General features: G+C 65.8%; 24 protein-coding genes. 15 read left to right on the top strand and 9 right to left on the bottom strand.

The annotated features are described in order from the left end of the window. Positions 1–22: 22 nt before the first annotated feature. The 5 genes from ACXAJV_RS03985 to ACXAJV_RS03965 all read right to left on the bottom strand — a co-directional run bounded on the left by ACXAJV_RS03985 (position 23) and on the right by ACXAJV_RS03965 (position 5,047). The gene (locus tag ACXAJV_RS03985) at positions 23–625 is read right to left on the bottom strand and encodes an endonuclease domain-containing protein (protein WP_475082172.1); all 603 of its coding nucleotides are present in this window, start codon (positions 623–625) and stop codon (positions 23–25) included. Beyond that, positions 618–1,226: an FMN-binding negative transcriptional regulator gene (locus ACXAJV_RS03980; RefSeq protein ID WP_475082170.1), complete on the bottom strand. Its 609-nt coding sequence runs from the start codon at positions 1,224–1,226 to the stop codon at positions 618–620. The genes ACXAJV_RS03985 and ACXAJV_RS03980 overlap by 8 nt, the downstream gene beginning before the upstream one ends. A 211-nt stretch (positions 1,227–1,437) precedes the next feature. Then, positions 1,438–2,604: an acyl-CoA dehydrogenase family protein gene (locus tag ACXAJV_RS03975; RefSeq protein WP_475082168.1), complete on the bottom strand. Its 1,167-nt coding sequence runs from the start codon at positions 2,602–2,604 to the stop codon at positions 1,438–1,440. 114 nt (positions 2,605–2,718) lie between these two features. After that, entirely contained in the window at positions 2,719–4,509 is a 1,791-nt protein-coding gene (locus ACXAJV_RS03970; RefSeq protein ID WP_475082165.1) for an acyl-CoA dehydrogenase C-terminal domain-containing protein, read from the bottom strand. 55 nt (positions 4,510–4,564) lie between these two features. Further along, positions 4,565–5,047: a MerR family transcriptional regulator gene (locus tag ACXAJV_RS03965; RefSeq protein ID WP_475082162.1), complete on the bottom strand. Its 483-nt coding sequence runs from the start codon at positions 5,045–5,047 to the stop codon at positions 4,565–4,567. A gap of 121 nt (positions 5,048–5,168) precedes the next feature. On the opposite strand from ACXAJV_RS03965, the gene ACXAJV_RS03960 reads away from it, so the two are divergent. The 4 genes from ACXAJV_RS03960 (at position 5,169) to ACXAJV_RS03945 (ending at position 11,912) form a co-directional block, all read left to right on the top strand. Then, positions 5,169–6,812 (top strand): hypothetical protein, encoded by a 1,644-nt coding sequence (locus tag ACXAJV_RS03960; protein ID WP_475082160.1) that lies wholly within the window; start codon positions 5,169–5,171, stop codon positions 6,810–6,812. Between the two features lie 187 nt (positions 6,813–6,999). Continuing rightward, positions 7,000–10,206 (top strand): peptidoglycan-binding protein, encoded by a 3,207-nt coding sequence (locus tag ACXAJV_RS03955; protein ID WP_475082158.1) that lies wholly within the window; start codon positions 7,000–7,002, stop codon positions 10,204–10,206. A 7-nt stretch (positions 10,207–10,213) separates the two neighbouring features. After that, entirely contained in the window at positions 10,214–11,152 is a 939-nt protein-coding gene (locus ACXAJV_RS03950; RefSeq protein ID WP_475082155.1) for a sulfite exporter TauE/SafE family protein, read from the top strand. A gap of 1 nt (position 11,153) precedes the next feature. After that, a complete protein-coding gene (locus ACXAJV_RS03945) occupies positions 11,154–11,912 on the top strand; it encodes a TIGR02186 family protein (RefSeq protein WP_475082152.1) in 759 nt (252 codons plus the stop codon). 1,000 nt (positions 11,913–12,912) lie between these two features. On the opposite strand, the gene pdeM is transcribed toward ACXAJV_RS03945, so the two are convergent. Both pdeM and ACXAJV_RS03935 read right to left on the bottom strand, forming a co-directional pair. Further along, the gene (pdeM, locus tag ACXAJV_RS03940) at positions 12,913–13,623 is read right to left on the bottom strand and encodes a ligase-associated DNA damage response endonuclease PdeM (RefSeq protein WP_475082150.1); all 711 of its coding nucleotides are present in this window, start codon (positions 13,621–13,623) and stop codon (positions 12,913–12,915) included. Positions 13,624–13,831: 208 nt separating this feature from the next. After that, positions 13,832–16,312 carry a ligase-associated DNA damage response DEXH box helicase gene (locus ACXAJV_RS03935; RefSeq protein ID WP_475082147.1) on the bottom strand — a complete coding sequence of 827 codons (2,481 nt, stop codon included), beginning with the start codon at positions 16,310–16,312 and terminating at the stop codon, positions 13,832–13,834. A gap of 328 nt (positions 16,313–16,640) precedes the next feature. Between ACXAJV_RS03935 and ACXAJV_RS03930 the strand changes: the two genes are divergently transcribed. The 10 genes from ACXAJV_RS03930 to ACXAJV_RS03885 all read left to right on the top strand — a co-directional run bounded on the left by ACXAJV_RS03930 (position 16,641) and on the right by ACXAJV_RS03885 (position 24,221). Then, a complete protein-coding gene (locus ACXAJV_RS03930) occupies positions 16,641–17,585 on the top strand; it encodes a hypothetical protein (protein WP_475082145.1) in 945 nt (314 codons plus the stop codon). Between the two features lie 93 nt (positions 17,586–17,678). Beyond that, the gene (locus ACXAJV_RS03925) at positions 17,679–18,509 is read left to right on the top strand and encodes a mechanosensitive ion channel family protein (RefSeq protein WP_475082142.1); all 831 of its coding nucleotides are present in this window, start codon (positions 17,679–17,681) and stop codon (positions 18,507–18,509) included. 65 nt (positions 18,510–18,574) lie between these two features. Then, on the top strand, positions 18,575–18,880 hold the full coding sequence (locus ACXAJV_RS03920) for a DUF6460 domain-containing protein (RefSeq protein WP_475082140.1): 306 nt from the start codon (positions 18,575–18,577) through the stop codon (positions 18,878–18,880). Positions 18,881–18,952: 72 nt separating this feature from the next. Beyond that, positions 18,953–19,783 (top strand): response regulator, encoded by an 831-nt coding sequence (locus ACXAJV_RS03915; RefSeq protein WP_475082138.1) that lies wholly within the window; start codon positions 18,953–18,955, stop codon positions 19,781–19,783. A gap of 97 nt (positions 19,784–19,880) precedes the next feature. Beyond that, positions 19,881–20,369, top strand: a complete 489-nt coding sequence (locus ACXAJV_RS03910) for a PaaI family thioesterase (RefSeq protein WP_475082135.1) — start codon at positions 19,881–19,883, stop codon at positions 20,367–20,369. Then, complete coding sequence (locus ACXAJV_RS03905) at positions 20,366–20,797, top strand: PaaI family thioesterase (RefSeq protein ID WP_475082131.1); 432 nt, start codon at positions 20,366–20,368, stop codon at positions 20,795–20,797. Before ACXAJV_RS03910 ends, ACXAJV_RS03905 begins: the two co-directional genes overlap by 4 nt. A gap of 193 nt (positions 20,798–20,990) precedes the next feature. Beyond that, complete coding sequence (locus ACXAJV_RS03900; RefSeq protein WP_475082128.1) at positions 20,991–21,302, top strand: UrcA family protein; 312 nt, start codon at positions 20,991–20,993, stop codon at positions 21,300–21,302. Between the two features lie 217 nt (positions 21,303–21,519). Continuing rightward, positions 21,520–21,855: a UrcA family protein gene (locus tag ACXAJV_RS03895; RefSeq protein WP_475082125.1), complete on the top strand. Its 336-nt coding sequence runs from the start codon at positions 21,520–21,522 to the stop codon at positions 21,853–21,855. A 576-nt stretch (positions 21,856–22,431) separates the two neighbouring features. Next, a complete protein-coding gene (locus tag ACXAJV_RS03890) occupies positions 22,432–22,755 on the top strand; it encodes a UrcA family protein (protein WP_475082123.1) in 324 nt (107 codons plus the stop codon). Positions 22,756–22,853: 98 nt separating this feature from the next. Beyond that, complete coding sequence (locus ACXAJV_RS03885; RefSeq protein ID WP_475082120.1) at positions 22,854–24,221, top strand: MATE family efflux transporter; 1,368 nt, start codon at positions 22,854–22,856, stop codon at positions 24,219–24,221. Here the strand turns inward: ACXAJV_RS03885 and ACXAJV_RS03880 are convergent. Both ACXAJV_RS03880 and ACXAJV_RS03875 read right to left on the bottom strand, forming a co-directional pair. Further along, positions 24,173–25,207: a quinone-dependent dihydroorotate dehydrogenase gene (locus ACXAJV_RS03880; protein WP_475083282.1), complete on the bottom strand. Its 1,035-nt coding sequence runs from the start codon at positions 25,205–25,207 to the stop codon at positions 24,173–24,175. The two genes, ACXAJV_RS03885 and ACXAJV_RS03880, sit on opposite strands and share 49 nt — an antisense overlap. After that, positions 25,204–25,560, bottom strand: coding sequence for a DUF952 domain-containing protein (locus ACXAJV_RS03875; protein ID WP_475082117.1), 357 nt, complete (start codon positions 25,558–25,560; stop codon positions 25,204–25,206). The genes ACXAJV_RS03880 and ACXAJV_RS03875 overlap by 4 nt, the downstream gene beginning before the upstream one ends. 461 nt (positions 25,561–26,021) lie before the next feature. Here ACXAJV_RS03875 and ACXAJV_RS03870 point away from each other — a divergent pair, with 461 nt between their 5' ends. Continuing rightward, positions 26,022–26,642, top strand: a complete 621-nt coding sequence (locus ACXAJV_RS03870; protein ID WP_475082115.1) for a S24 family peptidase — start codon at positions 26,022–26,024, stop codon at positions 26,640–26,642. Positions 26,643–26,681: the final 39 nt, after the last annotated feature.

Below are 26,681 nucleotides of genomic sequence, written 5' to 3'. Positions count from 1 at the left end.
TCCCTTTGCGGGCTGGTTTCCTTTATCGACTTCTACTTTTTCTGCCCCCGTGGAGCGGGGGTGTGGCGCGAGCATTCAGTGCCTCTGCGATCTGGATCAGGACACCATCGAGATTGCGATAGACCTCGACATTGTAGCAGCGGATCACTTGCCAGCCCCGCGCCTCCATGAAGCGGGTTCTCCTGAGATCGTGGACCAACTCCTCGGGGCTGCCATGGGTTTCACCGTCCACTTCGATCACCAGCTTCGCCTCAGGGCAGGCAAAATCGGCAATGTAGCAACCGATCGGGTGCTGGCGCCGGATCCTGAACCCTTCGACCTGGCAACGGCGAATGCGTGACCAGAGGATCATTTCCGCATCGGTCATCGACCTCCGCAGACGCCGCGCCCGCGTCATGGTACGATACTTGTCCTGACCGGGTTCGCCCAAGCTCAGCCTTTCTTCCCCACGCCAGTGGGGAAGTGGGCCGATGCGCAGCATCGGGTCGAAGGGGCGGCGCGAAGCGCCGGAGGACAGCAGAGCCTCGCTCCGCCGTTCCGCCGCGTGCCGCGGCGGCCCCTCCCCCGCTTCGCGGGTCCCCCTCCCCATGAAATGGGGAGGAAAATGTACCTGCGGCTCACTCATCCTCATCGTCCTCCTGGTCTTCGACCATGTGGAAGGCGACGGCGTGTTCGCCGCGTTCGTTGAGGGCGTGCGCCAGGCGCAGGCGCTCCTCGACGGGCTTGTTCTGGGAGAGCTTGGCCTTGCCCTCCAGACGGTTGATCTCGAACTCGAAGGCCTGGATCCCGGCCTCGAGGCGGGCCCGGCGCTTGGGATCGATATCGGTGATCCGCCACTCTGCCTCGAAATCGGCGATCTGCGAGGACAGCGAACGCTCGGCCTCCTCGCCATCGAGGGCGACGAGCGTACCAAAAGCATGCACGGCCACATAATTCCAGGTCGGCACATTGACCGACGGGTTGGCGTACCAGGTCGGCGAGACATAGGCGTGCGGGCCGGAGAAGACAGCGATCGCCTCCCTGCCCTGGCGGATCGCCTCGGCCATCGGATTGGCCGCCGCGACGTGGCCGATCAGCACCTGGCGCTCATCCGCCAGCTTCAGCGGTATATGCGTCGCCGCCAGGTCCGGCATGCCCGGCACCAGCATCAGCGCAAAGTCATAGGTGCGCATCACCGAGCGCATCTCGGACTCATCGGTCATGCGGAAGGCGGGCGGGATGTACATCAGACGGACTCCGGCTCCATCCTTCTTCCCCACGCAAGTGGGGAAGTGGGCCGATGCGGAGCATCGGGTCGAAGGGGTCGCGGCCAAAGGCCGCGAAAAGCGATCAAGCCCGGCACGGACATTCCGCCGCGTGCCGCGGCGACCCCTCCCCCGCTTCGCGGGTCCCCCTCCCCATGAAATGGGGAGGAAAAGGCGGCTGCGCGTTTCATACCTACAGCGTCCTCGCGATGAGGAGTTTCATGATCTCGTTGGTGCCGCCATAGATGCGCTGGACGCGGCTGTCGCGCCACATGCGGGCGATGGCGTATTCATTCATGTAGCCATAGCCGCCGTGCAGCTGCACGCATTCGTCGATCACCTCGTTCTGGGCGTCGGAAACCCAGTATTTGGCCATCGAGGCGGTGGCGGCATCAAGCTCGCCCTTCATCAGGCGTTCCGAACAGTGATGGACGAAGACTTCGGCGAGGGTCGCCTTGGTCTTGCATTCGGCGAGCTTGAACTGGGTGTTCTGGAATTTCAGGACCGGCCGGCCGAACGCCTCACGTTCCTTGACGTAATTGATCGTCTCATGGAGCGCGCGCTTCATGGCGCCGACGCCCTGCACCGCGATCTGCAGACGTTCCTGCGGCAATTGCTGCATCAGCTGGATGAAGCCCTGGCCTTCTTCCGGCCCCAGCAGGGCGTCCGCCGGCACCCACATGTCCTCGAAGAAGAGCTCGGCCGTGTCCTGGGCCTTCATACCGACCTTGTCCAAGAGGCGGCCGCGCTTGAAACCCTCGACCTTGTCGGTCTCCACCATGAAGAGCGAAACACCGTCGAACCCCTTGGAGGTATCGGTCTTGGCGACGACGATCACGAAATTCGCCGAGCCGCCATTGGTGATGAAGGTCTTGGAGCCGTTGATGCGATAGCCGTTGCCGTCCTTGACGGCCGTCGTCTTGACGTTCTGCAGGTCCGAGCCGGTGCCCGGCTCGCTCATCGCGATGGCACCGATCAGCTCGCCGGAGACCATGCGCGGCAGGATGGACGCTTTCTGCTCGTGCGATCCGTAATGGATGACGTAGGGCGCAATGATGGAATTGTGCAGGCCGACGCCCCAGCCGGACGCGCCGACTTCGGCGCCCGCCGTGTGGAAGACGTATTCATGGCCCCAGTCGCCGCCGGCCCCGCCGTATTCCTCGGGCACGGAGGGGCAGAGGATCCCCGCCTCGCCGGCCTTGGTCCAGATCTCCCGGTCGACCATGCCGGCCTTTTCCCAGGCCTCGGCATTGGGTACGCATTCGCGCGCCATGAAGCCGCGCACGGCGTCCTCGAAGATGCGTACATCCTCGCGTTCGAGAAAATCCGGCCGCGGTACGTTGAGCGGGTCCTGAAACATCAACCATCCTCCCCAGGGGTCATTCTTGTCCTTGTTTTATGCCGGCGCCGCGTATCGGCGGCGCGACAGGCGGGCCGTTTCTTCTTGAACGGTCCCGCCCGGTCAGCCGTTTGGCTAGAAAGCCTCTTCTTCCAGCGCCATCATCGAGTCGGCGCCGGCTTCGACCTTGGCCAGATGCATGGCCGCTTCCGGAACCCAGCGGTCGAGGAAGTAGCGGCCGGTCTTCAGCTTGGCGTCGTACAGCGGATCGCTGTCGCCCGCCGCGATCTTCGCCGAAGCGACCTTGGCCATCTTGGCCCACATATAGGTCAGGCAGGTCAGGCCGAAGAGGTTGAGATAGTCGTGGCTGCCTGCGCCGGCATGATCGAAATTGTTCAGCGCATTATTCATCAGCCAGTCGGTAGCCTGCTTCAGCTTGCCCTTGCAGCCGGCGACGGCATCGACAAAGGCCTGCGTGTCGTCATTGCCGCCTTCGGCGACAAAAGCGTCGATCTCGGCGAAGAAGGTGGTGATCGGGCGCATGCCGTTCATCGCCAGCTTGCGGCCGACCAGGTCGAGCGCCTGGATGCCGTTCGTGCCTTCATAGATGAGCGTGATGCGGGCATCGCGCAGCAGCTGGGACGCGCCCCACTCCTCGGTGAAGCCGGAGCCGCCATGGATCTGCAGGCCATTGGAGACCATGTCGTAGCCCTTGCCGGTCAGGTAGGACTTCACGATCGGCGTCAGCAGCGCCATGTAGTCGCCGCCCTTCTCACGCGTGGCCGCGTCGTCGGACTTTTCCTCCAGATCGCCGTGCAGAGCGGTCCACAGCGCAAAACAGCGGGCCGCTTCGACGAAACTCTTCTGGTCCATCAGCATGCGCCGGACGTCCGGATGCACGATGATCGGATCGGCCGGGCCATCCTCGTTCTTCGGTCCGGTCAGGGAGCGGCCCTGCAGGCGGTCTTTCGCGAAGGCCAGCGATTGCTGATAGGCGGCTTCCGCGAGGGCATAGCCCTGCAGGCCGACGCCGAGCCGAGCCTCGTTCATCATGACGAACATGACTTTGAGGCCCTTGTTTTCCTCGCCCACGAGCCAGCCGGTTGCCTCGTCATAGTCCATGACGCAGGTGGCATTGCCGTGAATGCCCATTTTTTCTTCCAGGCCGCCACACTTCAGCGTGTTGCGTGTGCCGGGATCGCCGTTTTCGTCGGGAATGAATTTCGGCACGACAAAGAGCGAGATCCCCTTCACACCATCCGGCGCGCCCTCGATCCGGGCCAGCACGAGGTGGACGATATTCTCCGCCATGTCGTGCTCGCCGGAGGAGATCCAGATCTTCTGGCCGGTGATCTTGTAGGACCCGTCGGCCTGCGGCGCGGCCTTGGTGCGCAGAAGGCCCAGATCGGTGCCGCAATGCGGCTCGGTCAGGTTCATCGTCCCACCCCACTGGCAGGAGATCATCTTGGGCAGGTAAAGCTGCTTCTGCTCGTCCGTGCCGGCCGTGTGCAGCGCCGCAGCGGCACCCAGGGTCAGGCCGGGATACATGCCGAAGGCCATGTTGGCCGAGGACACCATCTCGTTGAAGGCGAGGTTGAGCACGTGCGGCAGGCCCTGCCCGCCATATTCCGGATCGGACGACAGCGCCGTCCAGCCGCCTTCGGACATCTGCTTGAATGCATCCTTGAAGCCGGCAGGCGTCTTCACATTGCCGTCTGCATCGCGCTTGCAGCCTTCCACATCGCCGATCTTGCTCAGCGGCGCGAGCACACCTTCGGTGAACTTCGCGCCTTCCTCGAGGATGGCGTCGACCGTGTCGGTGTCGGCATCGGCAAAGCCGGGCAGGTTGGAATACTGAGCAATTTCGAGCACATCGTGCAGGATAAAACGCTGGTCACGGACCGGGGCGCGATAGGAGGCAGTCATGGATCAAAGTCTCCGAAGGGCGTTGTGTGGTTCTCGGAACGGGGTGTTGTTCGGGTCAGCCGGCGCTCATCCCCGACCAGGGTTCAAGCCGGGCCTGGGCCAGCGCCTCGAAGGCGCGGGCGCGGCGGCGGACATCATCCGGCGGTGTACGGTCTTCCAGACGCTCGCGCATCCAGTCGAGGCCGGCCTGAAGCTCGGCAATGGCGCGCTCGACATCCTCGCGCTGGCGCTTGAGCACTTCGATACGGCCGACAAATCGGTCGATCGCCGGCTCCAGGCGCTCGCGGCCGCCGCGGTCGATCGCCTCGAGATCGAGGATTTCCTTGATCTCGTCGAGGGCGAAGCCGACGCGCTTGCCACGCAGGATGAGTTCGATCCGGGCCCGGTCCGCGGCGGAATAGATCCGCGCCGCGCCGCGACGGTCCGGATTGATCATCCCCTTCTGTTCGTAGAAGCGAAGGGTGCGCGGGGTCACGCCGAACTCGTGAGCGAGCTCGCGGATGGTGAATTCGGAATCGGGGGCGACCGGTTTGACCATGGAGTGAATGGTGTTCACAAACTTACGCGAACGTCAACGTCAGATCTATGACATCGGGCAATTCTGTGGCAGACCCGCCTTTGCCCTTCCATCGCACCGCCACTCACGGCAAAGTCGCGCCATGCCTGTCCTTGATCGTTCTTTCGTATATGTCCTCGGGGCCCTGTCCACCCTGCTCGCCGCCACCCCGCCCGGGCTGGCTTTGCAGACCGGTGAACCCCGGCCGGAAACGGGTTTTTCCATTCTCGATCCGGATGCAGAACCCGATCCGGATGCAGAACCCGATCCGGATGCAGAAGCGGACGAAGCAGCGGGTCCCGCTACAGACGATGCCCCGGCAGCCGGGCAGGCCACCATTGCGGGGCCCTGGCTGGATCGCGAGCACTATCTCCAGGCGCGCGGCAATCGCAGCGACACTGTGATCCGAACACGCTGGCGGGTCGAAACCGTCTCGGTCGAGGGCGAACCCATCGGCACCGAACAGCGCGAAATCATTATCGGTGACGGATACGCTACGGAACCGGGGTCGAGCGACGACCGCACGGTCCAGGACTTTGCGACCGGGCGCACGCTGACCCGGATCCAATCTCTCGATGGACCCGTGATGCGCAACACTCCCATCGTGGCCCACGTGCACCGCCAGATGGATATCTTCACCGCCTTCACCCATGGCGGTGAACTGGACGAGGTTACCGGCCCCGGCGGCATCCAGTTCGAGCGCTTCTGGATCGAGGCCGCGACGGGCGTGCGCCTGTCCGGTGTCGACCTGCTGGTCAATATCGATGATGAAGGCCACACCGGTGTGAAGCGCTCGGCACTGGGCAGCGAGATTTTCGGCTTCGACACCGACGATACCGGTTCGCGGGAACAGGCCGAACTGTTCCGCGCCTGGATGCGCCACGTGCTCGCAATTCACCCCGACGCCCTGTCCAAGCTCGATCCGGAGTTTGGCATCCCGGAACGTTTCAGCTTTGTCGTGTTCAGCCCGTCCAGCCCGGCGGGCCGCCGGGAGACCTGGACCCGGCTCAATGCCAGCACAGGCGAAGCCGCCTTTCCCTGGCCCGAGAATGTCCCGCCCGCCCCGGCGGAGGGCTATGAGGCCGCCAATCCGGCGACGACGCGCCTGCTGGCTGCGGGGCTCGAAGCCATGCGCGCACCGGCGGCAACACGGCCAACCGATTCCACCTTCATCGCCGCATCCCAGGCCGCCCAGCGCCGCGCCGACATGGCCGGCGCCTATCTCGCGCTCTATCAGTCCAGCCACCATTCCGGCCCCTGCCAGCCCCGTTCGCCCCGGCCGCTGTGCAACCGCTTCAGCCAGATCACGGCCGCCGGCATAGGCAACGCCGAGTTCGAGACCCTGTCCTCGGCGATTGCCGCCATGAACAGCACCCCGGCGGCGGCCCTCGACACATTCCGCACTCATCTGCATCGCGACGCCTTTGCCGGTGCGGCTGCCCACGTACTTGCCGCCCAGACGGTGGCAGCCTTGCGCACAACGGATGGCGAAGCGGCATCCGACCTCGATCCGCTCGCCCTGTTCGCCGACAGTGCCTTGAACGACCCCCACGCACCGCTGACCTACTGGCATGCCGGCCGTTATGCCGCAGGCGCCGGCGACATCGAATCCGCCTGGCTCCTGTTCGACCTCGCCCGCGCCCTGCCCGCCGACGACCCGCTCGCCATCACACGGGAGGCGACGGCAATGCAGGAACAATTGCGGACACTTGCGCCCGGTTTCTTCGGCCCAGCCGAACAGCGTTAATACGGTAATCCACACATTTTACGGCGCGTTAACCGAGTCAGAGCCTTGTGTTGACTCAGGAAATTGGCTTGCGGGTCAAAGTCGGAGATTCGGTGTGGAAACACTACATCTTGGGCCCCGAGCCTCGGTTTACACAATATTAACCGCAGAATAGCGTGGAGCGGTTGGGTTGAGCGAGCGATTCGGAATGTCGTCCAGTGGTCCTTGGAGCGTGAAAGGGATCGATCCCCGCGCCCGGGCGCGCGCGAAAACCGCGGCGCGGCGCGAGGGCCTGACGCTGGGCGAATGGATCAACCGTGTGATTCTCGACGGTTCCGACCCGTCCAACCCGCAATGGGATGATGCGCTGGAGGCCTATCCTGGCTTCGGCGGCGGCTCGGCTCTCAGCGAAGAGGACGACCGTCTCCTGCGCGCCATGGTCAATCGCCTTACCGAGCGCGTTGAATCCTCCGAAAAACTTTCCGCCCGCACCCTGTCCGGCATCGACAAGGCGATCACGCAGCTGGCTGACAAGATCAGCAAAAACGGCGAGCGCTACAGCGCCGAGCTGGCCGCGGCCCAGGAAAGCCTCGAACGCGTCCGCAAGGGCCAGGACGAGCTGGGCGATCGCGTCCGCTCGCTGGAAAGCACGCCGACGGGCTCCGGTTCCAACGAGGATGTGCGCGCGGTCGAGACCACGATCATGAAGCTGGCGCGCCGGCTCTATGAGCACGAGAACGATACCGCCGCGCGGCTGCACGCCGTCGACGAGGACACCCGCTCCGTCTCCGAAACACTGGAAACGCGCCTCGCCCGGCTGGAAGCGCGCGCTGAGGACACAGTCGACCGCAATCGCAAGCGCGACGACGAGACCGCCCACACGATCAACGGCCTGCGCACTGTCACCGAGACGCTCAAGGCCCGTGTCGAAGGCGCCGAACGCATCACCAATGACGCCGCGCGTGCTCTGGAGAGCTCGGTCGCCCGTCTCGACGATCGCATGCGTCACCTGGAAACCCGCAATTCCGGCGACACGGTCGAACTGGAACGCCGCTTCGAACGCCTGTCCGATGATGTCGCGCGGATCATCGCCGAAACTCGCAACCAGGTCGCCCAGGCTGTGTCGGGCGCGGCCTCCGAGCCGCGGATCGACCGTCTGGAGGATGCCCTCACCCGGGCGATGACCCGGATGGATGAAGCCGAGCGCCGCCAGGGTGACAATATGTCCCGGCTGGGCCGCGAGATCACCAAGCTGGCCGGCGCCATCGATCGCCGCCTCAGCGACAGCGAGCGCCGCTCTGCTGAAGCGCTGCGCGACAGCCAGTCCGAGAGCAAGCTGGACCGCCGCCTCGACGCGGTGCGCCAGGAGAGCCGCGACGCGATCAAGCAGATGGGCGAGGACGTCACCCGTCTGGGCCGTTCGCTGGCGGACCGGATCGAGCAGTCTGAACGCCGCGCCAACACGGTCGTCGAGACGGCGACCGACCGCATGGCGGAAATGATCGAGAAGTTCGACACTCACCGCACCGCCCGCGAGGAAGATCTCGAGGACCGGCTGCGCCAGTCCGAAGAGCGCACCGCCAAGCGGATCGAGGATGCGCTGGGCAGTGTCCAGGAACGCATGGCATCCGTGCGCTCGGAAACCGAGGAAGCCCTCTCGCCGGTCCAGCGCGCAATGTCGGCCCTCGCCGACCGCCTCGAAGCCATTGAGGGCCGCCAGGCGCCGCAGCCCGAGACCGCTCCCGCCGGCGACGCCGACGACGCCGACCATGCAGGCGAGGACATCGACTTCGACACGCCGCTCGGCCCGCCGCCGCAGGCCGAAACGCCGGCCGGCGACTTCGAAGATAGCGAAAACGATCCTTTCCTGGCCGAGATGAATGCCCAGCCGGCACCGCGCCCGCAGCGGCCGGCCGAGCCGCAGCCGCAGCCGCAGCCGCAACCGGAACGCCCACACCGCCGCCGCGCCCGTGCGGAAGCTGCACCCGCAGACGCCGCACTTGCCCAGCCGGCTCCGGTCCAGCCGCAACAGCCGCCGGCCCGCCGTCCGCGCCCATCCGGACGCCTCGGCGCCACGGCCGATGCCGACTTCCTCGCCGCGGCCCGCGAACGCACCCACTCGGCCGCCTATCATCCGGGCACCGGCATGCCACAGCGCCAGTCCCGCATGGGCCGTCTGGCACTCTATGCCCTGCCCGTGATCGCCCTGGTCATGCTCACCGGCGCCGGTGTGATCCTGGTCTGGGAAGCGATGCAGGGTGACAGTGAGCGCGAGACGGCCAATGCTGCGGTCGAACGCGACTTCATCGCCCAGGTCGAGGCCGGCTTCTCCAGCGAGGCGGGTACCGTCACGGCTGCAACGGGGCCGGAGCAGGCCGACACCCCGCCCGCCGCGACCCAATCCGCTGACGCGTCCGAAGCCGTCTCGCCGCCGGCCGAAGCGCCTGTCGCCAACGAGCCGCCCGCCCGTGAGCCTGCTTCTAGTGAACCGGCGACGCCGCCGGCGAATGCGGTTGCCGATGCCTCCGGCACTGTCATGCCCGCCAGCGCGCCGGTGAGCGCGCCGGAACCGGCCGCCGCCCCTTCAGCGGGCAGCGCCACCGGCCGGATGACGCTGGAAAGCGCCGCCTCGGAAGGCCATCCCGTCGCCCGCTACCAGCTGGGCCTGCAAGCGCTGGAAAGCGGCGATGCCGAAACCGCCGCCATCCTGCTGCGCCGTGCCGCCGAACAGGGTGTTCCGGCGGCCCAATACCGCTACGCCAAACTGCTGGAAACCGGCGAAGGCGTTGAGCAGGACCTGGAAGACGCCCGCCGCTGGACCGAACGCGCTGCCAATGCCGGTCATCGCCGCGCCATGCACAATCTGGGTGTGATGTACTATTATGGCACCGGCGTTGCGGAGAATATCGAGACTGCGGCGCGCTGGTTCCAGGAGGCCGCCTTGCTTGGGCTGCGGGATTCCCAGTTCAATCTTGCCCTGCTCTATGAGTCGGGCGACGGCGTGCCGTTGAGCCTGCCGGATGCCTATGCCTGGTTCACCATCGCGTCGATGACGGACAGCGACCCGACTGCCGGCGAGCGCGCCCGTGCCGTGTCCGAACAGCTCGACCCGGCGGCCCTGGCCGAGGCCCGGGCGACAGCCGCCGGTTTCACGCCGCGCCCGCTCGATGCCGAGGCCAACGGGCTCTACAACAATCTGCCCTGGGACCGCACGGTGACCACGGATACCGCCCAGGTCCGTCGCGCCCAGGGCTTCCTGTCGGTGCTCGGCTATGCGCCGGGGCCGATCGATGGTGAGATGGGCGGCCGCACCCGCGACGCCATCATGGCTTTCGAAGCCGATCAGGGTCTGCCCCGCACCGGACGCATCGATGCCGTTCTGATCGAACGGCTCGAGCGTGCGGCCGCGGGCTAGTCCGGCGGTGCAGATCTACCTCCCGATCGCGGAAATTTCGGTCAACGTCTTTGTGCTGCTCGGCCTCGGGGCCGGTGTGGGATTCCTGTCGGGCATGTTCGGCGTGGGCGGCGGCTTCCTGATGACGCCGCTTCTCTTTTTCATCGGCATTCCGCCGGCCGTTGCCGTGTCGACCGAAGCCAACCAGATCGTCGCCTCCTCGGCCTCCGGGGCCCTGGCGCACTGGCGCCGCAGGACGCTCGACGCAAAAATGGGGCTGCTCCTGCTCGTCGGTGGCGCCTCCGGTTCGATCTTCGGTGTGCAGCTGTTTGCCTTCCTGCGCAGTCTGGGCCAGATCGACCTGATTATCTCGCTGTCCTATGTCGGCTTCCTCGGCATTGTCGGCGGGCTGATGTTCTTCGAAAGTGCCCGTGCCATCTGGCGCCGCACCCGCAACGGCCAGCGCCGTTCTGGCGCGGGTGCGGGACGGCGCAGACGCTCCTGGATCGACCGCCTGCCTTTCAAGATGCGCTTCCCCACATCGGGCCTCTATATCTCGGTCATCCCGCCCGTCGCGATCGGCTTCTTCGTCGGCACGCTGGCCGCCATCATGGGCGTGGGCGGCGGCTTCGTGATGGTTCCGGCGATGATCTACATCCTGCGCATGCCGACCAATGTCGTCGTGGGGACGTCGCTGTTCCAGATCCTGTTCGTCACCGCCCTGACCACCGTGCTGCAGGCCGGCCAGAACCAGACGGTCGACATCGTGCTGGCCATGCTGCTCACCGTCGGCGGCGTGATCGGCGCCCAGTTCGGCGCCCGCGCCGGCCGTCATATCAAGGCCGAGGAATTGCGGGCCCTGCTCGCCTTCATGGTGCTCGCGGTCTGCCTGAAGCTGGGCTGGGACCTTATCGTGACCCCCGCCGACCTGTTCGAGGTCCTGGGCCAGGACGGAGGTGCGCACTGACATGATCGGCGCTCTCCTCTTCTCACTCGCCCTGCAGGGCCAGCCCACGCTGCTGGCGAGCGAACCGCCCAGCATCGTGGCGGCGCTGACCCACGAGACCGTCGAAATCCGCGAAGACTTCTCCGGCCAGGAGCTCGTGCTCTATGGTGCGACGCGCGGCATGACCATCCAGGACGAGATCGTCGTCGTGCTGCGCGGTCCGGCACGCGACCTGCGGGTGATGGAAAAGCAGCGCACCTTCGGTATCTGGATCAATTCCGCGCCGCTCGAATTCGAGAACATTCCCAGCTATTACGCCATCGCGACCTCGCTGCCGCTGGAGGAAATCGCGACGCCGGAAAGCCTGGCCGGATCGGGCATCGGCCTGCCCGCCACCCTCGCCATCCGCGCCGCACCGACCGCTGCGGAAACCGAGCGTGATATCCGCCCCTATCTCGACGCGATCGCCCGCGCCGGCAGCCGCAGCAATCTCTATGCCGAGGCCCAGCGCGGCGTTGAAGTCCTTGATGGCGGCCTGTTCCGCGCCACCATCTCCCTGCCGCCCCTGACGCCGGTCGGCAATTATGTCGCCGAAGTCTATCTCTTCCGCGACGGCCGCGCCGTGGCCAGCCGATCGGCCAGCCTGCGCGTGGAAAAGGCCGGCCTGGAGCGCTTCGTCTACGAATTCGCTCATGACTGGCCCTGGCTCTACGGCCTGTTCTGCGTCGTGCTGGCCGTCCTCGCCGGCTATGTCGCCTATCTGGCCTTCAACCGGCGCTAGGCGGGCGTGGCATCGCTCTGTCTTTCTCCCCCGCACAAAATCCACCTCCCCCGGCCCCGTGCCAGGGCCCGATTGAGCCCGAGCCTGAAACGCCGCTTTCTTCCCCACGCCGTGGGGAAGTGGGCCCTCCACAGCCTTGGCGAAGGAGGGGGCGAAGGGGCCGGCGCGCGAGCGCCGGGGGCGGTGGAGCCTGTCGCTGACACATCGCCGCTGACGCGGCGCCCCTCCGTCTCGCCGCCTGGCGGCGATCCACCTCCCATTCCATGGGGAGGAAAGGCACCCATCACGAAATCCTCCACGGGCTTGCGCCCTGGAGCGATGAGAGGGGTGCGGGATGCACGGCGGACATCGTGTCCGGATTTGAAGGTTTGGTGGTGATGCCCGAGGCATCCCGCACGCGGAGATTTACCCGGGTCCCTTGCGGGCCCCGTCTCGAAACCTGCAGGCACGGGCCGGTCGAGCTTTTTGCCGGTGTCCCCGCAGATGGCCACGCCGGAGCCTGATGCTGTCACCCACCAGGCGCGGACGAGCTCCGCACGCTCCCGGGCACAAGGGACTGAGCTCATGCCTCCCATCCCGGAAACCGCTGACGAGCATACGCGCAGTCGAGAGGGTGGGGATAAGTTTCGGATACCCGCCCCCACAAGCCGTCATCCTGACGAAAGTCAGGACCCAGATCGTAAAGGGAGATTTGGGCTAGAGGGGCTCGGCCTGAGCGGTGACGGTTTGCGGGATAAGTGCGAGATCGCGGCCACCGCGCTCTATGAACTGGGCCCTGACTTTCGTCAGGGTGACGGTGTCTATTGCGGCTTCAGCTCACCATTTCTCCCGGCCACCCGCTTTCGCGGGCGCAGGCCTCAGCCTGCGCAGGCAGGCTGCAGATCCGGGACCGACCGGAGATCATCTCAAACGATGAGCTTCCCGCAGGTCCCGGCACTCCGCCCGGCCTTCGCCGGGCATCCGGCCGGGAAAAACGGAGGGCTAATTCGGCATCCAGGGGTTATCCATCCCCTACACACTTGCCGCCCGACACCGGCCACACCTTTTCCCGGCCCATCACCAGCGCATCCGGCACTCGCCCGAAGCATCGCGCGAAGGCAGCGTCGCAGACATTCAGCCCGCCGGTGAAAGCGCCGAAAGCCGGCATGACCAGCCTCGTGCCGTCCGTCGCGAAACATCTCCGCCTCAGCGCGCGGCCATTGCGGCGGACCTTGGCGGCGGGGTGAAGGTGGCCGGCGATTTCGCCCCTGGCCTCACCCTCTGTGGGTTCATGGCGGAAGACGAGGCCGGCGAGTTCGACGGTCTCGTGGACTTCACCACCGAATTGCGGCGGCGGGGCGGGGTCGTGATTGCCCTCGACCCAGATCCAGCGCGGCACCGACGCCACCAGGGCGGCAAGCGCTGCAGTGTCGTCGTCGTGCATGCGATCGCCAGCGCGCAGATCGTGAAAGCTGTCGCCCAGGGCGATGACGGTGGAAGGCGTGTGGCGGGCGATGCCGGCAGCGAGGCGTTTCAGCGTGGCGCGGGTGTCATAGGGCGGCATCAGCTGCCCGCCGGCCGCCCAGGCCGAGCCCTTCTCGAAATGCAGGTCTGAGACAACGAGAAGCCCGGCGTCGGGCACGACGAGCAGGCCGGCCGGATCGACCAGGACGGTGACGCCGGCAATGGCGGTTTTCAGCAGGTCGGCCGGCGGGGGCGGTGGGGCGTTCATGGCTGTGGTTATTTCTCAAACGGCACGGCGGTGGAAGCGGTCCAAAACAGCTGGGAAGAGCGGCCCATGACCGTGTCTTCCCCCTCTCCCCGGCCCTCTCCCATGGGAGAGGGAGGTCCGCATGTGCGTGTCACGAAGAACACCCCTTCTCCTCGGGGAGAAGGTGCCCCGAAGGGGCGGATGAGGGGGGAGACACCGCCATCCGCCATCAATCCAGCCGCATCGCCTCCGCGATCAAATCCTCCGAGGCGACGTCTTCCAGGATGCTTTCATGGCCCTCGCCATAGACCGGTTCCTTGCCGATCTCGAGCATGACGGGCACGGCGAGCGGGGAAATCCGATCCAGATCGACATGTTCGATATGCCCCCTGATGCGAGCAAGTGCGGTGCCGAGACGGTGGATGTCCAGGAGGCCCGATCCGGCATCGGCCCAGGCGGCCTTGAGGAGAATATGGTCGGGCTCGTGCTCACGCAGAACATTGTAGATCAGGTCGGTGGAGATGGTGACCTGGCGGCCGGTCTTTTCCTGGCCGGGAAAGCGGCGCTCGATCAGGCCGGCAATGACGGCGCAATTGCGGAAGGTGCGCATCATCAACTGGCTTTCCGCCAGCCAGGCATCGAGATCGTCGCCCATCATGTCTTCGTCGAACAGGGCGTCGAGATCGACCCCGGACATGTCGCGGAGCCCCCAGACCGAGAGCGCGTATTCATTGGCGACAAAGCCCATGGGCCGCATCCGCATGCGCTCCAGCCGGCGGGTCAAGAGCATGCCCAGCGTCTGGTGCGCCAGCCGCCCCTCGAACGGGTAGCAGACGAGATAATAGCGCGCGGACCGCGGGAAGGTTTCCACCAGCAGGCCGTCGGCCCGGGGCAGGCGCGAGCGAAGCTTTTGCAGCTCCAGCCAGTCGCGCACCTGTTCGGGCAGGGCGTGCCACTTGCCGGGATCCTGCACAATGTCGCGCACCCGGGCGGCGAGATAGGTGGAGAGGGGGAATTTGCCGCCCTGATATGAGGGGATGCGCGGATCGTCATCGCTGGTGCGGCTGGCCCGCGCCGCCATCTCCTCGATGCCCTCGAAACGCAGCACCTGGCCGGCGAAGAGGAAGGTGTCGCCGGGGACGAGCTGTTCGATGAACCATTCCTCGATCTGGCCGAGCCGGAACCCGCCGCGGCCCTTCGAGGAGACCACCACGTCGAGCATGGGCGCCTCGACAATGGTGCCGACATTGAGCCGGTGGCGCTGGGCGATCTGCGGCGTGCGCACGCCCCAGCGCCCGTCCTTGCGCCTGATGAGACGGCGGAAGCGCTCATAGGTCTTCAGCGCGTAGCCGCCCGTGGCGGTGAAATCGAGCAGCTTGTCGAAGGTCTCGCGATCAAGCTCGGCATAGGGGGCGGCGGAGCGGACCTCGTCATAAAGCGCGTCTTCCTCGAAAGGTTCGCCGCAGCCGCGGCCCATGATGTGCTGGGCCAGAACGTCCAGCGCGCCGGCCTTCAAAGGCTCGCCATCAAGCGCATTCGCCGCCACCGCTTCGCGGGCGGCCTGGCATTCCAGATGCTCGAACCGGTTGGTGGGCGCGAGCAGGGCTTTGGACGGCGCATCGAGCCGGTGGTTGGAGCGGCCCAGACGCTGGATCAGGCGCGAGGAGCCTTTCGGTGCGCCCATCTGGACGACCAGATCCACATCGCCCCAGTCGATGCCGAGATCGAGGGTGGAGGTGCACACCACCGCCTTCAGCCGGCCGGCCGCCATCGCCGCCTCGACCTTGCGGCGCTGTTCCGGCGAGAGGGAGCCATGGTGCAAGGCGATGGGCAGGTTGTCGGCATTGATGTTCCAGAGCTCCTGGAAGGTCATCTCGGCCTGGGAGCGCGTATTGACGAAGACCAGCGCCATGTTCGACGCCTTGATCCGGTCGTAGACGTCGGCCATGGCGTGGCGGCCGGAATGACCGGCCCAGGGAATGCGTTCGCCGGGATCGAGGATCTCCACCTGCGGCCGGGCACCGGCCTGGCCGCGCACGATGCGGGCAAAGCGGGCGTCCTCTCCCGTCTGCGGCGTCAGCCAGCGGGCCAGCCCGCCCTCGTCGGCCACCGTCGCGGACAGCCCAGCCCGCCGCACATCCGGCGCCCACTGTGCAATCGCGGCGAGGCCCAGGCTGAGGAGGTCGCCGCGCTTTTGCGGTGCGATGGCGTGGATCTCGTCGATGACGATGCGTTTGAGGTCGCGGAAGAAAGCCTCGGCATTCGCCGTGGCGCAGAACAGGGCGAGCTGTTCCGGCGTGGTGAGCAATATATCCGGCGGATGGGCGCGCTGGCGCTGGCGCTTGGACGGCGAGGTGTCGCCGGTGCGCGTTTCGATGCGGATATCCAGCCCCATCTCGCTGACCGGCGTCATGAGATTGCGGGCGACATCGACCGACAGCGCCTTCAGCGGGGAGATGTAGAGCGTGTGCAGACGATGCGGGCGCTGCCTGCCGGGCCGCTCGGACACGATCTCCGCCAGCTCGATCAGGCTGGGCAGGAAACCGCCCAGCGTCTTGCCCCCGCCGGTCGGCGCAATCAGCAGCGCATCCTCGCCGGCCTGCGCGGCGGCGATCATCTCCAGCTGGTGCGCACGCGCTGCCCAGCCGCGGCTGGCGAACCAGTCGGCGAAGCGGGGCGGCAGGAGGACGGGACCTTGCGTATCGGGCATGAGGGTTCGCTGGCGCTTCGGGCGACAAAGTGTATGCGGCCGACCACCCAAACCGTCACCCTGACGAAAGTCAGGGCCCAGTTCGCAAGGCTGGCTTGAGCCAAACCTGGCCCGATTCAGCTTTGAGACCTGGGTCCCGGCTTTCGCCGGGATGACGGTATATGAGGCGTCGGATTCCTGGATCGATGATCTAGCGCATTGCAGACGCCCGCGCGAGCCGCGAGGCGGAACGAACGGGGGACAGGCGCAAACAGCGTCCCTCTGCAAAGCCTGCCCCGTTTTCGCCATGCTTGCAGGCGTAGAGTGGTGCAGCGAGGGAATTGGGACCATGACGGCTTCCGTCATCGAACGCTTTGTGGCGCTGGACAGCGCCTTCTGCGACCATGCGCGCCGCGGCGAACGTATGTATGCACGCTTTGCGGCCCTCTCGGGCCTGTCGAGCGACGCGCCGCCGGAATTCCTCGTCTCCCGTGCCATCACCATCCGCGACGAGCTCGATGCGGGCCTCGGAGCCTGGAAAGAGCCCGGTAAATCGATGCGTCTCGTCTTCGCAGCGGCCCTGGCCGCGGCCGGACGAACGGCACCGCACTTTTTCGACACGCGCAGTGCATTGAACCGCCGCCGCAAGGAGCGCGGCGGACGCGGCCTCAATCATGGCGGCTCCTGTGCGGCGCTGGCCCTGGTGTCTGCCGGCGGCCTGCCGCACCATGTCGACGCCTTCTACGACATTCTCGAAGCCATTGCCGTACCCTGGTGGCGGCGCGACAGTGCGCGCGAGGAAATGGTCGCGGCCATCTTTGCCGCGATGGGCGAGATGCCGCACGAGGCGCTGGAGCGGCTGGATACGGCCCGCGAAGCCCTGCGCACCGCCGGTGTGCCGAAGAGCCATGCTGAAGCAGCCGCCTGCGAGATCGCCTTTTTCGACTTCAATCCAGCCGCCATTGCCCCGGCCTGGACCATGCTGAATACCGCCGTGCGCGGCCGCTCGGCCCTGCGCCATGGCGTCGGCAAGACCGGACTGGCGGTACTGGCTGCTCATGGCGATGGCCGCGCCACGGCCGACGCCCTTGTCGCAAGCTTCGAAGCCGTGCGCGCGCTGAAGCCGAAACCGTCCGGCGATGTCGCCGCCAAGCTGGCCATGCGCCTCGCCCAGGCCCAGACCGGTGAGACGGCACCGATCGCCGCGGCGCGCGACCTCGCGGGCATCCTCGCTGCCCAGGCAGCGATGATCGCCGCTGTGGCCGCTTCGACTGCCGCCGTCGCCGCCAGCTGATCCGTCTGCTCCGCCCGCTGCAACCGCATTCCCCTCTTCCCCCAAGGGTGGTAGGAGCGAGTACGGAACGACCTGCAAGCGGAGAGCGAGAGCATGAACGTCGAAGAATTCCTCAACCCGGAAACCATGGCGGTTCTCGCCGAGCGGGCCATTGCCGCCGGCACGAACCTTGTTCTGGCCATCCTGATCCTGATCATCGGCTTCATCGTTGCCGGCATGGTAAAGGGCGGCGTACGCAAGGCGGTTTCGCGGTCCAGCCGCATGGACGCGACGCTGGCAGGCTTCTTCTCCTCGATCGCCTATTATGCCGTTGTGGCCGTAGTGCTCATCGCGGTGCTGGCGCGCTTCGGCGTGCAAACGGCCAGCCTGGTCGCTGCACTCGGTGCGATCACCCTGGCCATCGGCTTTGCCCTGCAGGGCACGCTGTCGAACATTGCTGCAGGCGTTATGATCATCGCCTTCCGCCCCTACTCCATCGGCGACTGGGTGGAAGTGGCTGGCGTGTCCGGCACCGTGAAGGACGTCAACCTCTTCACCACCGTTCTGGCAACGGGCGATAACAAGAAGATCATCATCCCCAACGGCCAGGCCTGGGGCGATATCATCACCAACTATTCCGCCAATCCGACCCGGCGTGTCGATTTCACCTTCTCGATCGATTATTCCGACGATATCGACAAGGCGATGAACGTGATCAAGTCGACGCTGGACGCCGATGCGCGCATCCACAAGGACCCCGAAATCTTCACCGCGGTTGCAGCGCATGGCTCATCCTCGGTGGATATCGTGACGCGTGTCTGGGTGAATACCGGCGACTATTGGGGTGTGCATTTCGACGCCATGAAGAGCGTCAAGGAAGCTTTCGACAAGAACGGCATCTCCATCCCTTACCCGCATCAGGTCAATGTCGAGAAGAAAGACTGACCGGTCCTTTGCAATCGGGGCCAATGCGGCCCCGATTGCGCCTCATTTGGACGTAGAGTGAGCCCATGAGCGAGAATTCGACACCGCAGCGCCGCAGCTTCCTGCAGCGCCTTGTCAGAATGTCCACCGCAGACATCCTGCGCCTGGTCTTCCTGTGCGTTCTCGCCGGCTTTCTGCTGGCAGCGCTCAACGTCAACCCGCGTGATCTTTGGGTCGATTTTTTCGGCACGCTGGCCGAGAGCTGGGGCCGCTTTATCCGTTTCATCACGGAGAGCGCCGGCTGGGCCATCGAATACTTCCTGCTCGGCGCCGTTCTGGTCATTCCGATCTGGATCGTGTTCCGCCTTCTGCGCACGCTCGGCCGCGAGTAGCCTCCTGAAATCAAGCGTTTGTTAACCGGTTTGTTTTGCGACTTGGCAATATTGGGTTGCTAGGACCGGGGCATGAACGCTGCAGCCCACGATATTCCCGGCATCGATACGACGTCGAGCGAACCGGCCGCGCCGCCCTCGGGTGGACGGCCGCTTCTGTTGCAGTCCAATCCTTTTCTGCGCTCGATCCTGATTTCGCTGATGCGGGATGCCGGTTCGCCGGACGTAATGGTCGCACGCTGCGCCGACAGCGCGCTCACCGTGATGGACCAGAACCTGCCCAGCATGATCGTTGCCGACTGGAACGATCAGGAGGACACCAGCGAGGACCGGCTGCGCCTGGTGCGCCGTATCCGCGAGAGCGAGAGCGCCTTTTATCGCCGCACGCCGATCATCATGATTTCGCAGCCCCGGTCGCGGCGGGAAATCGAGATGGCGCGCGACGCTGGCGTCACCGAGTTCATCATTACGCCGATTGCCCCGATCACCCTGCAGTCACGCATCCGCTCGCTTTATGACAAGCCGCGCGACTTCGTCGCCTCACCGCGCTTCAACGGTCCGGACCGGCGCCGGCGCAAGCGTCACGCCGCGGGCCCGAGCTACAAGCGCACCGCCGATGTCGAAGCCGGCCTGACGAGTGCGATGGCGGCTGCGCGCGCAGCGGCCGTGGCGCTCGTCAACGAGACCCAGCTGAGCGGCGATCCGCTTGCTGTTCGGGTCGGCCGGTCGCTGCAGCGCTTCATTTCCCATATCCGCGACTATACCTCCGTCGAGGCCGAGGTCGCCAACATGCACCGCGCCACGCTGGCACAGCTGACGCGGATGGCAGAAGACGGCAATCCGCTGCGCGAACCCGTCGTGACCGGCCTGGAACAGGTCGTCGACAAGCGGATGCAGCGCTGACGCCGGGGCCCGGCCACACCCGATCCCGTCCTGAAAACAAGTCTGGCAGACCGGACGCCCCTGCCGTATCACCGGATAAACCGGATACGGAACCGCCATGGACGACGACATTCAACACCGTCTTGACACGATCGCGCCCCTGATCGTCGACGGGTCTCCCCACGCTGTGGCGCTGGGCTTTCGCATCGATCGTCTGACGCCCGGCAAGGCCGCAATGAGCGCGCCCTACAGCGAAGCCCTGATTGGCGACCCGGAGACGGGCACGCTGCATGGCGGTGTCATCACCGCCCTCCTGGACCATGTATGCGGCCTGGCCGCCTTCGGCGGGCTGGGCGCCAAGGATACGCCCGCCACGCTGGACCTGCGGATCGACTATATGCGGCCCGCCAAGCCGGGTCTGGACATCCACGCCGAAGCGGAATGTCTGAAGTCGCACGGGCTTGTCGCCTTCGTGCGCGCCACGGCTCATGACGGCGATATCGCCGATCCCGTCGCCATCGCCCAGGCCGCCTTCATGATCACGCGCGCTTCCAAGGCCGCCCAGGAGCGCGCGATGAAGACGATGCGCGGGGAGCACCCGCTGTGAGCCGCGCTCTGCTCGACACGCTGATGACAGCGCCCTACGTCGCCCGTTTCGGCGTACGCCTGGAAGTGAGAGGCACCGAGTTGACCGGTGTCCTCCCCTTCGACAATGACCTGGTCGGCAATCCGCTCATCCCGGCGCTGCATGGCGGCGCTGTGGGGGCCTTTCTGGAAATCGTGGCGTCCGGCTCGCTGCTGCTGAGCCAACCGCTCGAAAAACTGCCCAAGCCCATTGATGTCGCGATCGACTATCTGCGCCCGGCGCGGGCCCAGGATGTTTATGCCCGGGCGATCGTCGCGCGCTCCGGCCGCCGGGTTGCCAATGTCCGCGCTGAGGCGTGGCAGGGGCGCACCGACGCGCCGGTCGCAACCCTGCACGGCCACTTCCTGATCACGCCGGAAAGCAGTGAGCCTGGGTCACACGCCCGCTGAGGCCGAACCATCCGGAAACACAAGACAGGTTTCGATGACGGCCCCGTGTCAGCGGTCACAGCGCTTCCGCATGGCGGGCCTGCACGCGTGAGGTGCGATCTGTCACGTCCCTGAGACGCAGATACGCGAAGAGGACGCCGCACCGGCAAACGCTGGCGCCTGACCCCGAAACGCCCCGCTCTGGAGACCCCACATGATCCGCGTTCTGCTCGCCGCCGCCCTCGTGACCGCCGTCACCGCCCCGTCTTTCGCCAACGAAGCCCGCCGCGTCGAAGTCCGCTATGACGCGCGCGACCTGACCCGCCCGGAAGGTATTCGTGAGCTCGAAACCCGCATCGCCGACGCTGCCGAGCGCGTCTGCGAAATGGACTCGCGCCTCCTGTCCGATCGCCAGGCCGAGCGCCGCTGCGAAGCTGAAACCATCGCCGACGCACTCGCTTCGGTCCGGGCCAAGTCTGCTACGCCGGCCCTGCGCCCGGCCGCCGCTGAAGCGTCCGCTAACTGATCCGACCGCCGGAGGCGGGCTGCTTTCGCGGCCCGCCTCCGCTGCCTTTCTCTGGTGGTGCGACTGACCTGCTGATTACCGCGAGGACAGTTTGTGAACGCGAGCTTTCACAGGTTTAGGATACAGGCCACGCCACCGTCAGATGACAATTGCGACCATCCTCCTGCGGCATGCGGCTCACAAGGTGTGAGCCCGCCGACCCAAGGGAGGCCCCAACATGGTTGTTCGCACACTCATTTCAGCATCGGCAGTACTTATTGCTGCCGCTGCGGCCCAGGCGCAGGAAAGCGAAGCGCCGACCACCGTCGTCTCTTTCCAGGCCCACGAACTCGGCGCCCCCGATAATCGCTCGGCCCTGCACGACCGCCTGGAGCGCGAGATACGCGCAATCTGCAACAGGCGTGGACAGCGGACGCTCGCAGCATTCACTCGCGAGAAGCAATGCGAGCGCAACGCCCGCGAAAATGTCGAGATGCAGCTCGGCTATCCGATCGCTGAACTGGCTCCGCGTTCCGGAGACCGCGTGTTCGCGGAGGCCATTGACAACCAGTAACCCGTCCGTTGCCGGGTACAGTAACGGATTTGCGCGATCCATAATTGGGCGAAAGACAAACAAGAACGGGATACCGTCGCCCGGCGCACTCAAACACGATTTCGTACACGAAACACAAACACGACAGACCCGCGGCTCTCCGGACTCAGCTTTCCTGTCCTGTAATTTCTCTGCGATCGTTCGAAACTGGACGTCACTTTCATGGAGACTTCAACACTTGGAGTTTCTCCCACCGCGATGGTACCGACCCTGCTCTGAGCACCCGCGTCGCACGCCCTCTGACCGCCCCAATCAATCGAGATCACAGTCGAGCATCGCAAGCTCGGCGATACGGACAGGCCACCAGCGCCGCTATCGCCGACCCGCGGCATCGTAAGGCGTGTCTGCCGGCGATATGTTCTCGGGGACCTTCTGCGCGCCCACACCCCGCAGCCACTGAACGATCATGCATTATTGAATTGCTGCACTGCGGCAATTTTTGCTGCGTCGCCGTGGACAATCGGTTCAAGCGCCATAATGTAACTAACGTCAAGGCCATTCATTCGCGCATAACGCTATCCCGACTGGAGCTTCACCATGACCCGCACCGCCATCGCCGCCCTTGCGATCACCCTCGCAGCGCCCGCCGCCTTCGCATCGCAGCCGGTCAACAGCATCGCGGTCCAGGTCACCGATGCCGACCTGAACGATGCAGCCCGCCTCGCCCGGCTCGAAACCCGCATCAGCGAAGCCGCCGAACAGGTTTGCCGCCAACAGGTCATGTCAGACCCGCTGCGCGCTTACACACTGCGGGAATGCATCGAAGCCACCACCGAACACGCCATGGCCCAACTGGACGCCCGCCGCGGCGTCACCACCCTGGCCACAGCCGAGAACCAGGTCGCCAGCTCCGAACACTAGGCGACCCGCTCGTTGCCCGGCCACCTCCCGGCCGGGCAACGCTTTCTCTACGCCCGAAGACAATTCCCCTCACGCCGGAAACGCGCTAGTTGCCCGGCATGTCGATCGCGCCCCTCACCCGTACCGATGTTCTCAAGCGCGCCTGGCCACTGGTCTTTGCCAATGCGGCCGTGCCGCTGGCCGGCGTTACGGATACCTTTGTCCTCGGCCTGTCCGGTGAGACGGCCGATCTGGGCGGTGTGGCGCTGGGCGGCGCAATCTTCTCGGTCTTTTACTGGAGTTTCTATTTCCTGCGCATGGGCACGACCGGGCTGACGGCCCAGGCCGACGGCGCGGACGATACCGCCGAGACACAGCGCATCCTGATACGGGCTTTCGCCATCGCCGGCCTGCTGGGCTTTGCACTCCTCATCCTGCGCGACCTGATTGCCTGGGGCGGCTTCGCCGTTCTCCAGGGGACGGCTGATGTGGAGGAGAAAGGCGCACACTACCTGCTTGCACGCGCCTGGGGGGCGCCTGCGGCCCTGGGCGCCTTCGCGCTGTCCGGCTGGCTGATCGGGCTGGGCCGCAACGGCGCCACACTGACCCTCTATGTCGTTTTCTCGCTGACCAATATCGGACTGGATTTGTGGTTCGTCCTGGGCCTGGACTATGGTCCCGGCGGCGTTGGCGCCGCGACGGCGATCGCAGAATGGGTCGGCCTTGTCGTGGGCCTGATTTTCGTGGCGCTGGCGCTGCGGCAGCAGGGCGGCTGGGCCGATGGCGCAACCGACCGTGCCCGGCTGATGGAGCCGGGCGCACTGCGCGAGATGTTCCAGGTCAACATCAATCTGATGATCCGCACCTGGTCACTGGTGATCGGCTTTACCTGGTTCGCCAATTCCGGCGCCCGCCAAGGCACGGCGCCGTTGGCCGGCAATCACGTGCTCCTGCAGATCATCTCGCTGTGGGCCTTCGTGCTCGATGCTTTCGCCTTCGTCGCCGAAGCCGAGGCCGGGCGTGCCTTCGGACGCAAATCCCTGCCCGCCCTGCGCCGGGCCGTGCGCCTGACTGCCGAGCCCATGTTCGCCGCGGGCGCGGTCTTCGCAGTCCTGACCTTCCTGTTCGGCGCCGACGCGCTGGCCCTGGTGATCGACGATGCCGATACACGCGCCGCCGCCCAAGCCTATCTGCCCTGGTGCGCCATCGTGCCCTTCCTGGGCGCCGGCGCCTGGCTGATGGACGGGGTGTTCATCGGCACAACAAGCGGCAAGATCCTGCGGAACGCCGGTCTTGCGGCCGTTGCCGTCTACCTGGCTGCCGATGCGATCCTGTCGCCAATGTTCGCCAATCACGGCGTCTGGGCGGCCTTCCTGGTATTCTACGTGGCGCGCGGCGCCGCTCTGGCCGCCGCCTATCCGGCGCTGGAACGCCGGCTTCAGCCTGCGCCGACAGCCTCGGACACCGAAGCAAAACCGTCGGCCTGAAGCCGCTCGGCCAAGCCGGTCTTGATCTGCTGCACCAGGCCGGGGCCGCGATAGACAAGCCCGGTATAGAGCTGGATCGCGTTGGCGCCGGCGCGGATTTTCGCATAGGCGGCGTCGGCACTGTCGACACCGCCTACGCCAATGATCGCAAGGTCCGGCCCCGCCGCCTCGCGGAACAGCCGCACCAGCTGCGTCGAACGCTCGAAGATTGGCGGGCCCGACAATCCCCCGGCCTCGCCCATATTCGCACTCTTCAGGCTTTCCGGACGCAGGATGGACGTGTTCGAGACGATAACGCCATCCAGACCGTGACGTGCGACGGCCTCGACCATCACACCGGCTTCGCTGTCATCGATATCCGGCGCCACTTTGAGGAAAACCGGCGCCGAGCTGCCGACGGCCGCCACTGCATGAAGAAGGTCGTCCAGCGCGCCGGACGACTGCAGCGTGCGCAGGCCGGGCGTGTTGGGCGAAGAGACATTGACCGTGAAGAATTGCGCCAGTCCCTGAAGGGCTTCCAAACAGGTCACAAAGTCGGGGATGCGGTCCTCGCTATCGAGATTGGCGCCGATATTGACGCCGACGACACCGCCCCGGCGGGCGCGGCTGGCGAGATGACCGCGAAAGCGGGCCAGCCCCTGATTGGGAAAGCCCATGCGATTGATCACCGCCTGGTCATCCTCGAGGCGGAAGATGCGCGGGCGCGGCTTGCCATCCTGCGGCCGCGGCGTGACAGCGCCGCATTCCACAAAGCCGAACCCCATGGCGAGCAGCGCATCCGGCGCTTCGGCATTCTTGTCGAACCCCGCCGCGAGACCGACCGGATTGGGCAGGTCGATCCCCGCAAGACGCGTCGCCAGACGCGGATCGTCTGTGCCGCGCTGCCGGGGCCCCAGCCCGGCCTTGAGACCGAGAATGCCCAGCCTGTGGGCACGCTCCGGATCCAGCCCTTTCAGCCAGTGTGTCGCCTTGTCGTGCAGCATCAGTTTCGCTCCAGATCGGCGGGCAGCACCCAGTCGCCCTCATCATTGCGGCGCACATGGCGCAGGCCCCGCACCGCACTGGCGGGAATAACGCCATAGACATGCGGGAAAAGCGCGCCGCCGCGCGACTTTTCCCATTTCACCGTATCGCCGAGTGCTTCCAGGTCGATCTCGACGAGGAGCAGGCGCTCATGCTCGTTGTAGTGCTTGACCAGCGTGCCCTCGACCTGGTCGGCGGCAGACAGGTGGATGAAACCGTCAGCGACGTCGTGGGGGTCGCCGGAAAAGGCGCCCTCCATCATGACGGCCGCCCAGCGTTCGGGCACGGCGAGTCGGTATGCGGTTTTCGATATCATGCCTGACGGGGTAGCCCTGCCCGCCAGACGTGGCAAGGCCGGGCGGCAATTGCGATCCGGTTCGCAGATGCTAAATTGGGAATTGGAGTGCGGACGAGCCTCACGGCCCGCCCACTTTCCTTAGATCATGATGAAGACCCGGATTCGAACGTGCCAGCTCGTCCGGGTCTTTTTCGTTTCCAAGGTGACGCTAAGTGGTATAGGCCACATGACATCACTCCAATCTGAAGGCGAGGCCTCTCGCCTCGGTCGGGGTGGCCCATCCTCCCCGGGCGCGCCGCTGGCCCGGCGCTGCTGCTTTCACCTTCAAACCGATCCGCAATCAGCACTCCCGAACACCCGGATTGCGTACATATATTATATAATGCACCTTTTACGTGTATATCAATCCGGGCAGGCGCTCTCCGGTTGCAAGCCGCTTCGCGTTTTCCCAAACTCGCTCGCCGCACTAAACTCGGGCCATGTTCACGCACGAAGAGATCTGGCGGGGGATCGACCGCCTGGCGGCCCACGCCCAGACCAGCCCGTCCGGGCTGGCGCGCCGCGCCGGGCTGGACTCAACCACTTTCAACCCCTCCAAGCGCTTTTCCCGCGATGGCGAGAAACCGCGCTGGCCCTCGACCGAGAGCCTCGCGAAGGCCCTCGCCGCCGCACATATGGACTTTTCCGGCTTTGCCGATCTGGTGGCCGGCCGGTCGCGGGCGGACAATCTGAGAACTCACAGCCTGGCTGACAGTGCAGGCGCTTTCGATGCCGGCGGCCTGCCACGCGGCGAGGGCTGGGCCCACATCCCCTTCCCCGGTCTGGCCTTCGACAAGGCCTATGCACTCACCGTCGAGGGCAACGAGATGGAACCGGTCTATCGGGCGGGTGACCGCCTGGTTGTCACACCCGGCAATCCACCGCGCGAAGGCGACCGCGTCGTGGTGCGCGAGCGCAGCGGGGCGATCTGTGCCTGGAGGCTGGGCGTCCAGACCGTGCAAGCGCTGACGCTGCACGCCCTCAACCCCGCCCGGCCGGACCGTAAGCTGGCTCTGACCGAGCTGGACTGGATGGCGCGCATCGTGTGGGCCAGCCAGTAGCAAGCCGCGACCTTTCGCGCATGGGCGGCGCGCTCCTGT

The organism is Maricaulis sp. ABE4_448 (genome assembly GCF_056160825.1).
This window is presented reverse-complemented; position numbering and strand designations above follow the sequence as displayed.

Coding starts and splice junctions, on each gene's coding strand:
- ACXAJV_RS03890 (WP_475082123.1), top strand. CDS start 22,432: ATGACCCGCACCGCCATCGCCGCCCTTGCGATCACCCTCGCAGCGCCC.
- ACXAJV_RS03945 (WP_475082152.1), top strand. CDS start 11,154: ATGATCGGCGCTCTCCTCTTCTCACTCGCCCTGCAGGGCCAGCCCACG.
- ACXAJV_RS03935 (WP_475082147.1), bottom strand. CDS start 16,312: ATGCCCGATACGCAAGGTCCCGTCCTCCTGCCGCCCCGCTTCGCCGAC.
- ACXAJV_RS03895 (WP_475082125.1), top strand. CDS start 21,520: ATGGTTGTTCGCACACTCATTTCAGCATCGGCAGTACTTATTGCTGCC.
- ACXAJV_RS03870 (WP_475082115.1), top strand. CDS start 26,022: ATGTTCACGCACGAAGAGATCTGGCGGGGGATCGACCGCCTGGCGGCC.
- ACXAJV_RS03980 (WP_475082170.1), bottom strand. CDS start 1,226: ATGTACATCCCGCCCGCCTTCCGCATGACCGATGAGTCCGAGATGCGC.
- ACXAJV_RS03920 (WP_475082140.1), top strand. CDS start 18,575: ATGAGCGAGAATTCGACACCGCAGCGCCGCAGCTTCCTGCAGCGCCTT.
- pdeM (WP_475082150.1), bottom strand. CDS start 13,623: ATGAACGCCCCACCGCCCCCGCCGGCCGACCTGCTGAAAACCGCCATT.
- ACXAJV_RS03985 (WP_475082172.1), bottom strand. CDS start 625: ATGAGTGAGCCGCAGGTACATTTTCCTCCCCATTTCATGGGGAGGGGG.
- ACXAJV_RS03925 (WP_475082142.1), top strand. CDS start 17,679: ATGAACGTCGAAGAATTCCTCAACCCGGAAACCATGGCGGTTCTCGCC.
- ACXAJV_RS03875 (WP_475082117.1), bottom strand. CDS start 25,560: ATGATATCGAAAACCGCATACCGACTCGCCGTGCCCGAACGCTGGGCG.
- ACXAJV_RS03970 (WP_475082165.1), bottom strand. CDS start 4,509: ATGACTGCCTCCTATCGCGCCCCGGTCCGTGACCAGCGTTTTATCCTG.
- ACXAJV_RS03900 (WP_475082128.1), top strand. CDS start 20,991: ATGATCCGCGTTCTGCTCGCCGCCGCCCTCGTGACCGCCGTCACCGCC.
- ACXAJV_RS03910 (WP_475082135.1), top strand. CDS start 19,881: ATGGACGACGACATTCAACACCGTCTTGACACGATCGCGCCCCTGATC.
- ACXAJV_RS03955 (WP_475082158.1), top strand. CDS start 7,000: ATGTCGTCCAGTGGTCCTTGGAGCGTGAAAGGGATCGATCCCCGCGCC.
- ACXAJV_RS03965 (WP_475082162.1), bottom strand. CDS start 5,047: ATGGTCAAACCGGTCGCCCCCGATTCCGAATTCACCATCCGCGAGCTC.
- ACXAJV_RS03915 (WP_475082138.1), top strand. CDS start 18,953: ATGAACGCTGCAGCCCACGATATTCCCGGCATCGATACGACGTCGAGC.
- ACXAJV_RS03975 (WP_475082168.1), bottom strand. CDS start 2,604: ATGTTTCAGGACCCGCTCAACGTACCGCGGCCGGATTTTCTCGAACGC.
- ACXAJV_RS03960 (WP_475082160.1), top strand. CDS start 5,169: ATGCCTGTCCTTGATCGTTCTTTCGTATATGTCCTCGGGGCCCTGTCC.
- ACXAJV_RS03885 (WP_475082120.1), top strand. CDS start 22,854: ATGTCGATCGCGCCCCTCACCCGTACCGATGTTCTCAAGCGCGCCTGG.
- ACXAJV_RS03930 (WP_475082145.1), top strand. CDS start 16,641: ATGACGGCTTCCGTCATCGAACGCTTTGTGGCGCTGGACAGCGCCTTC.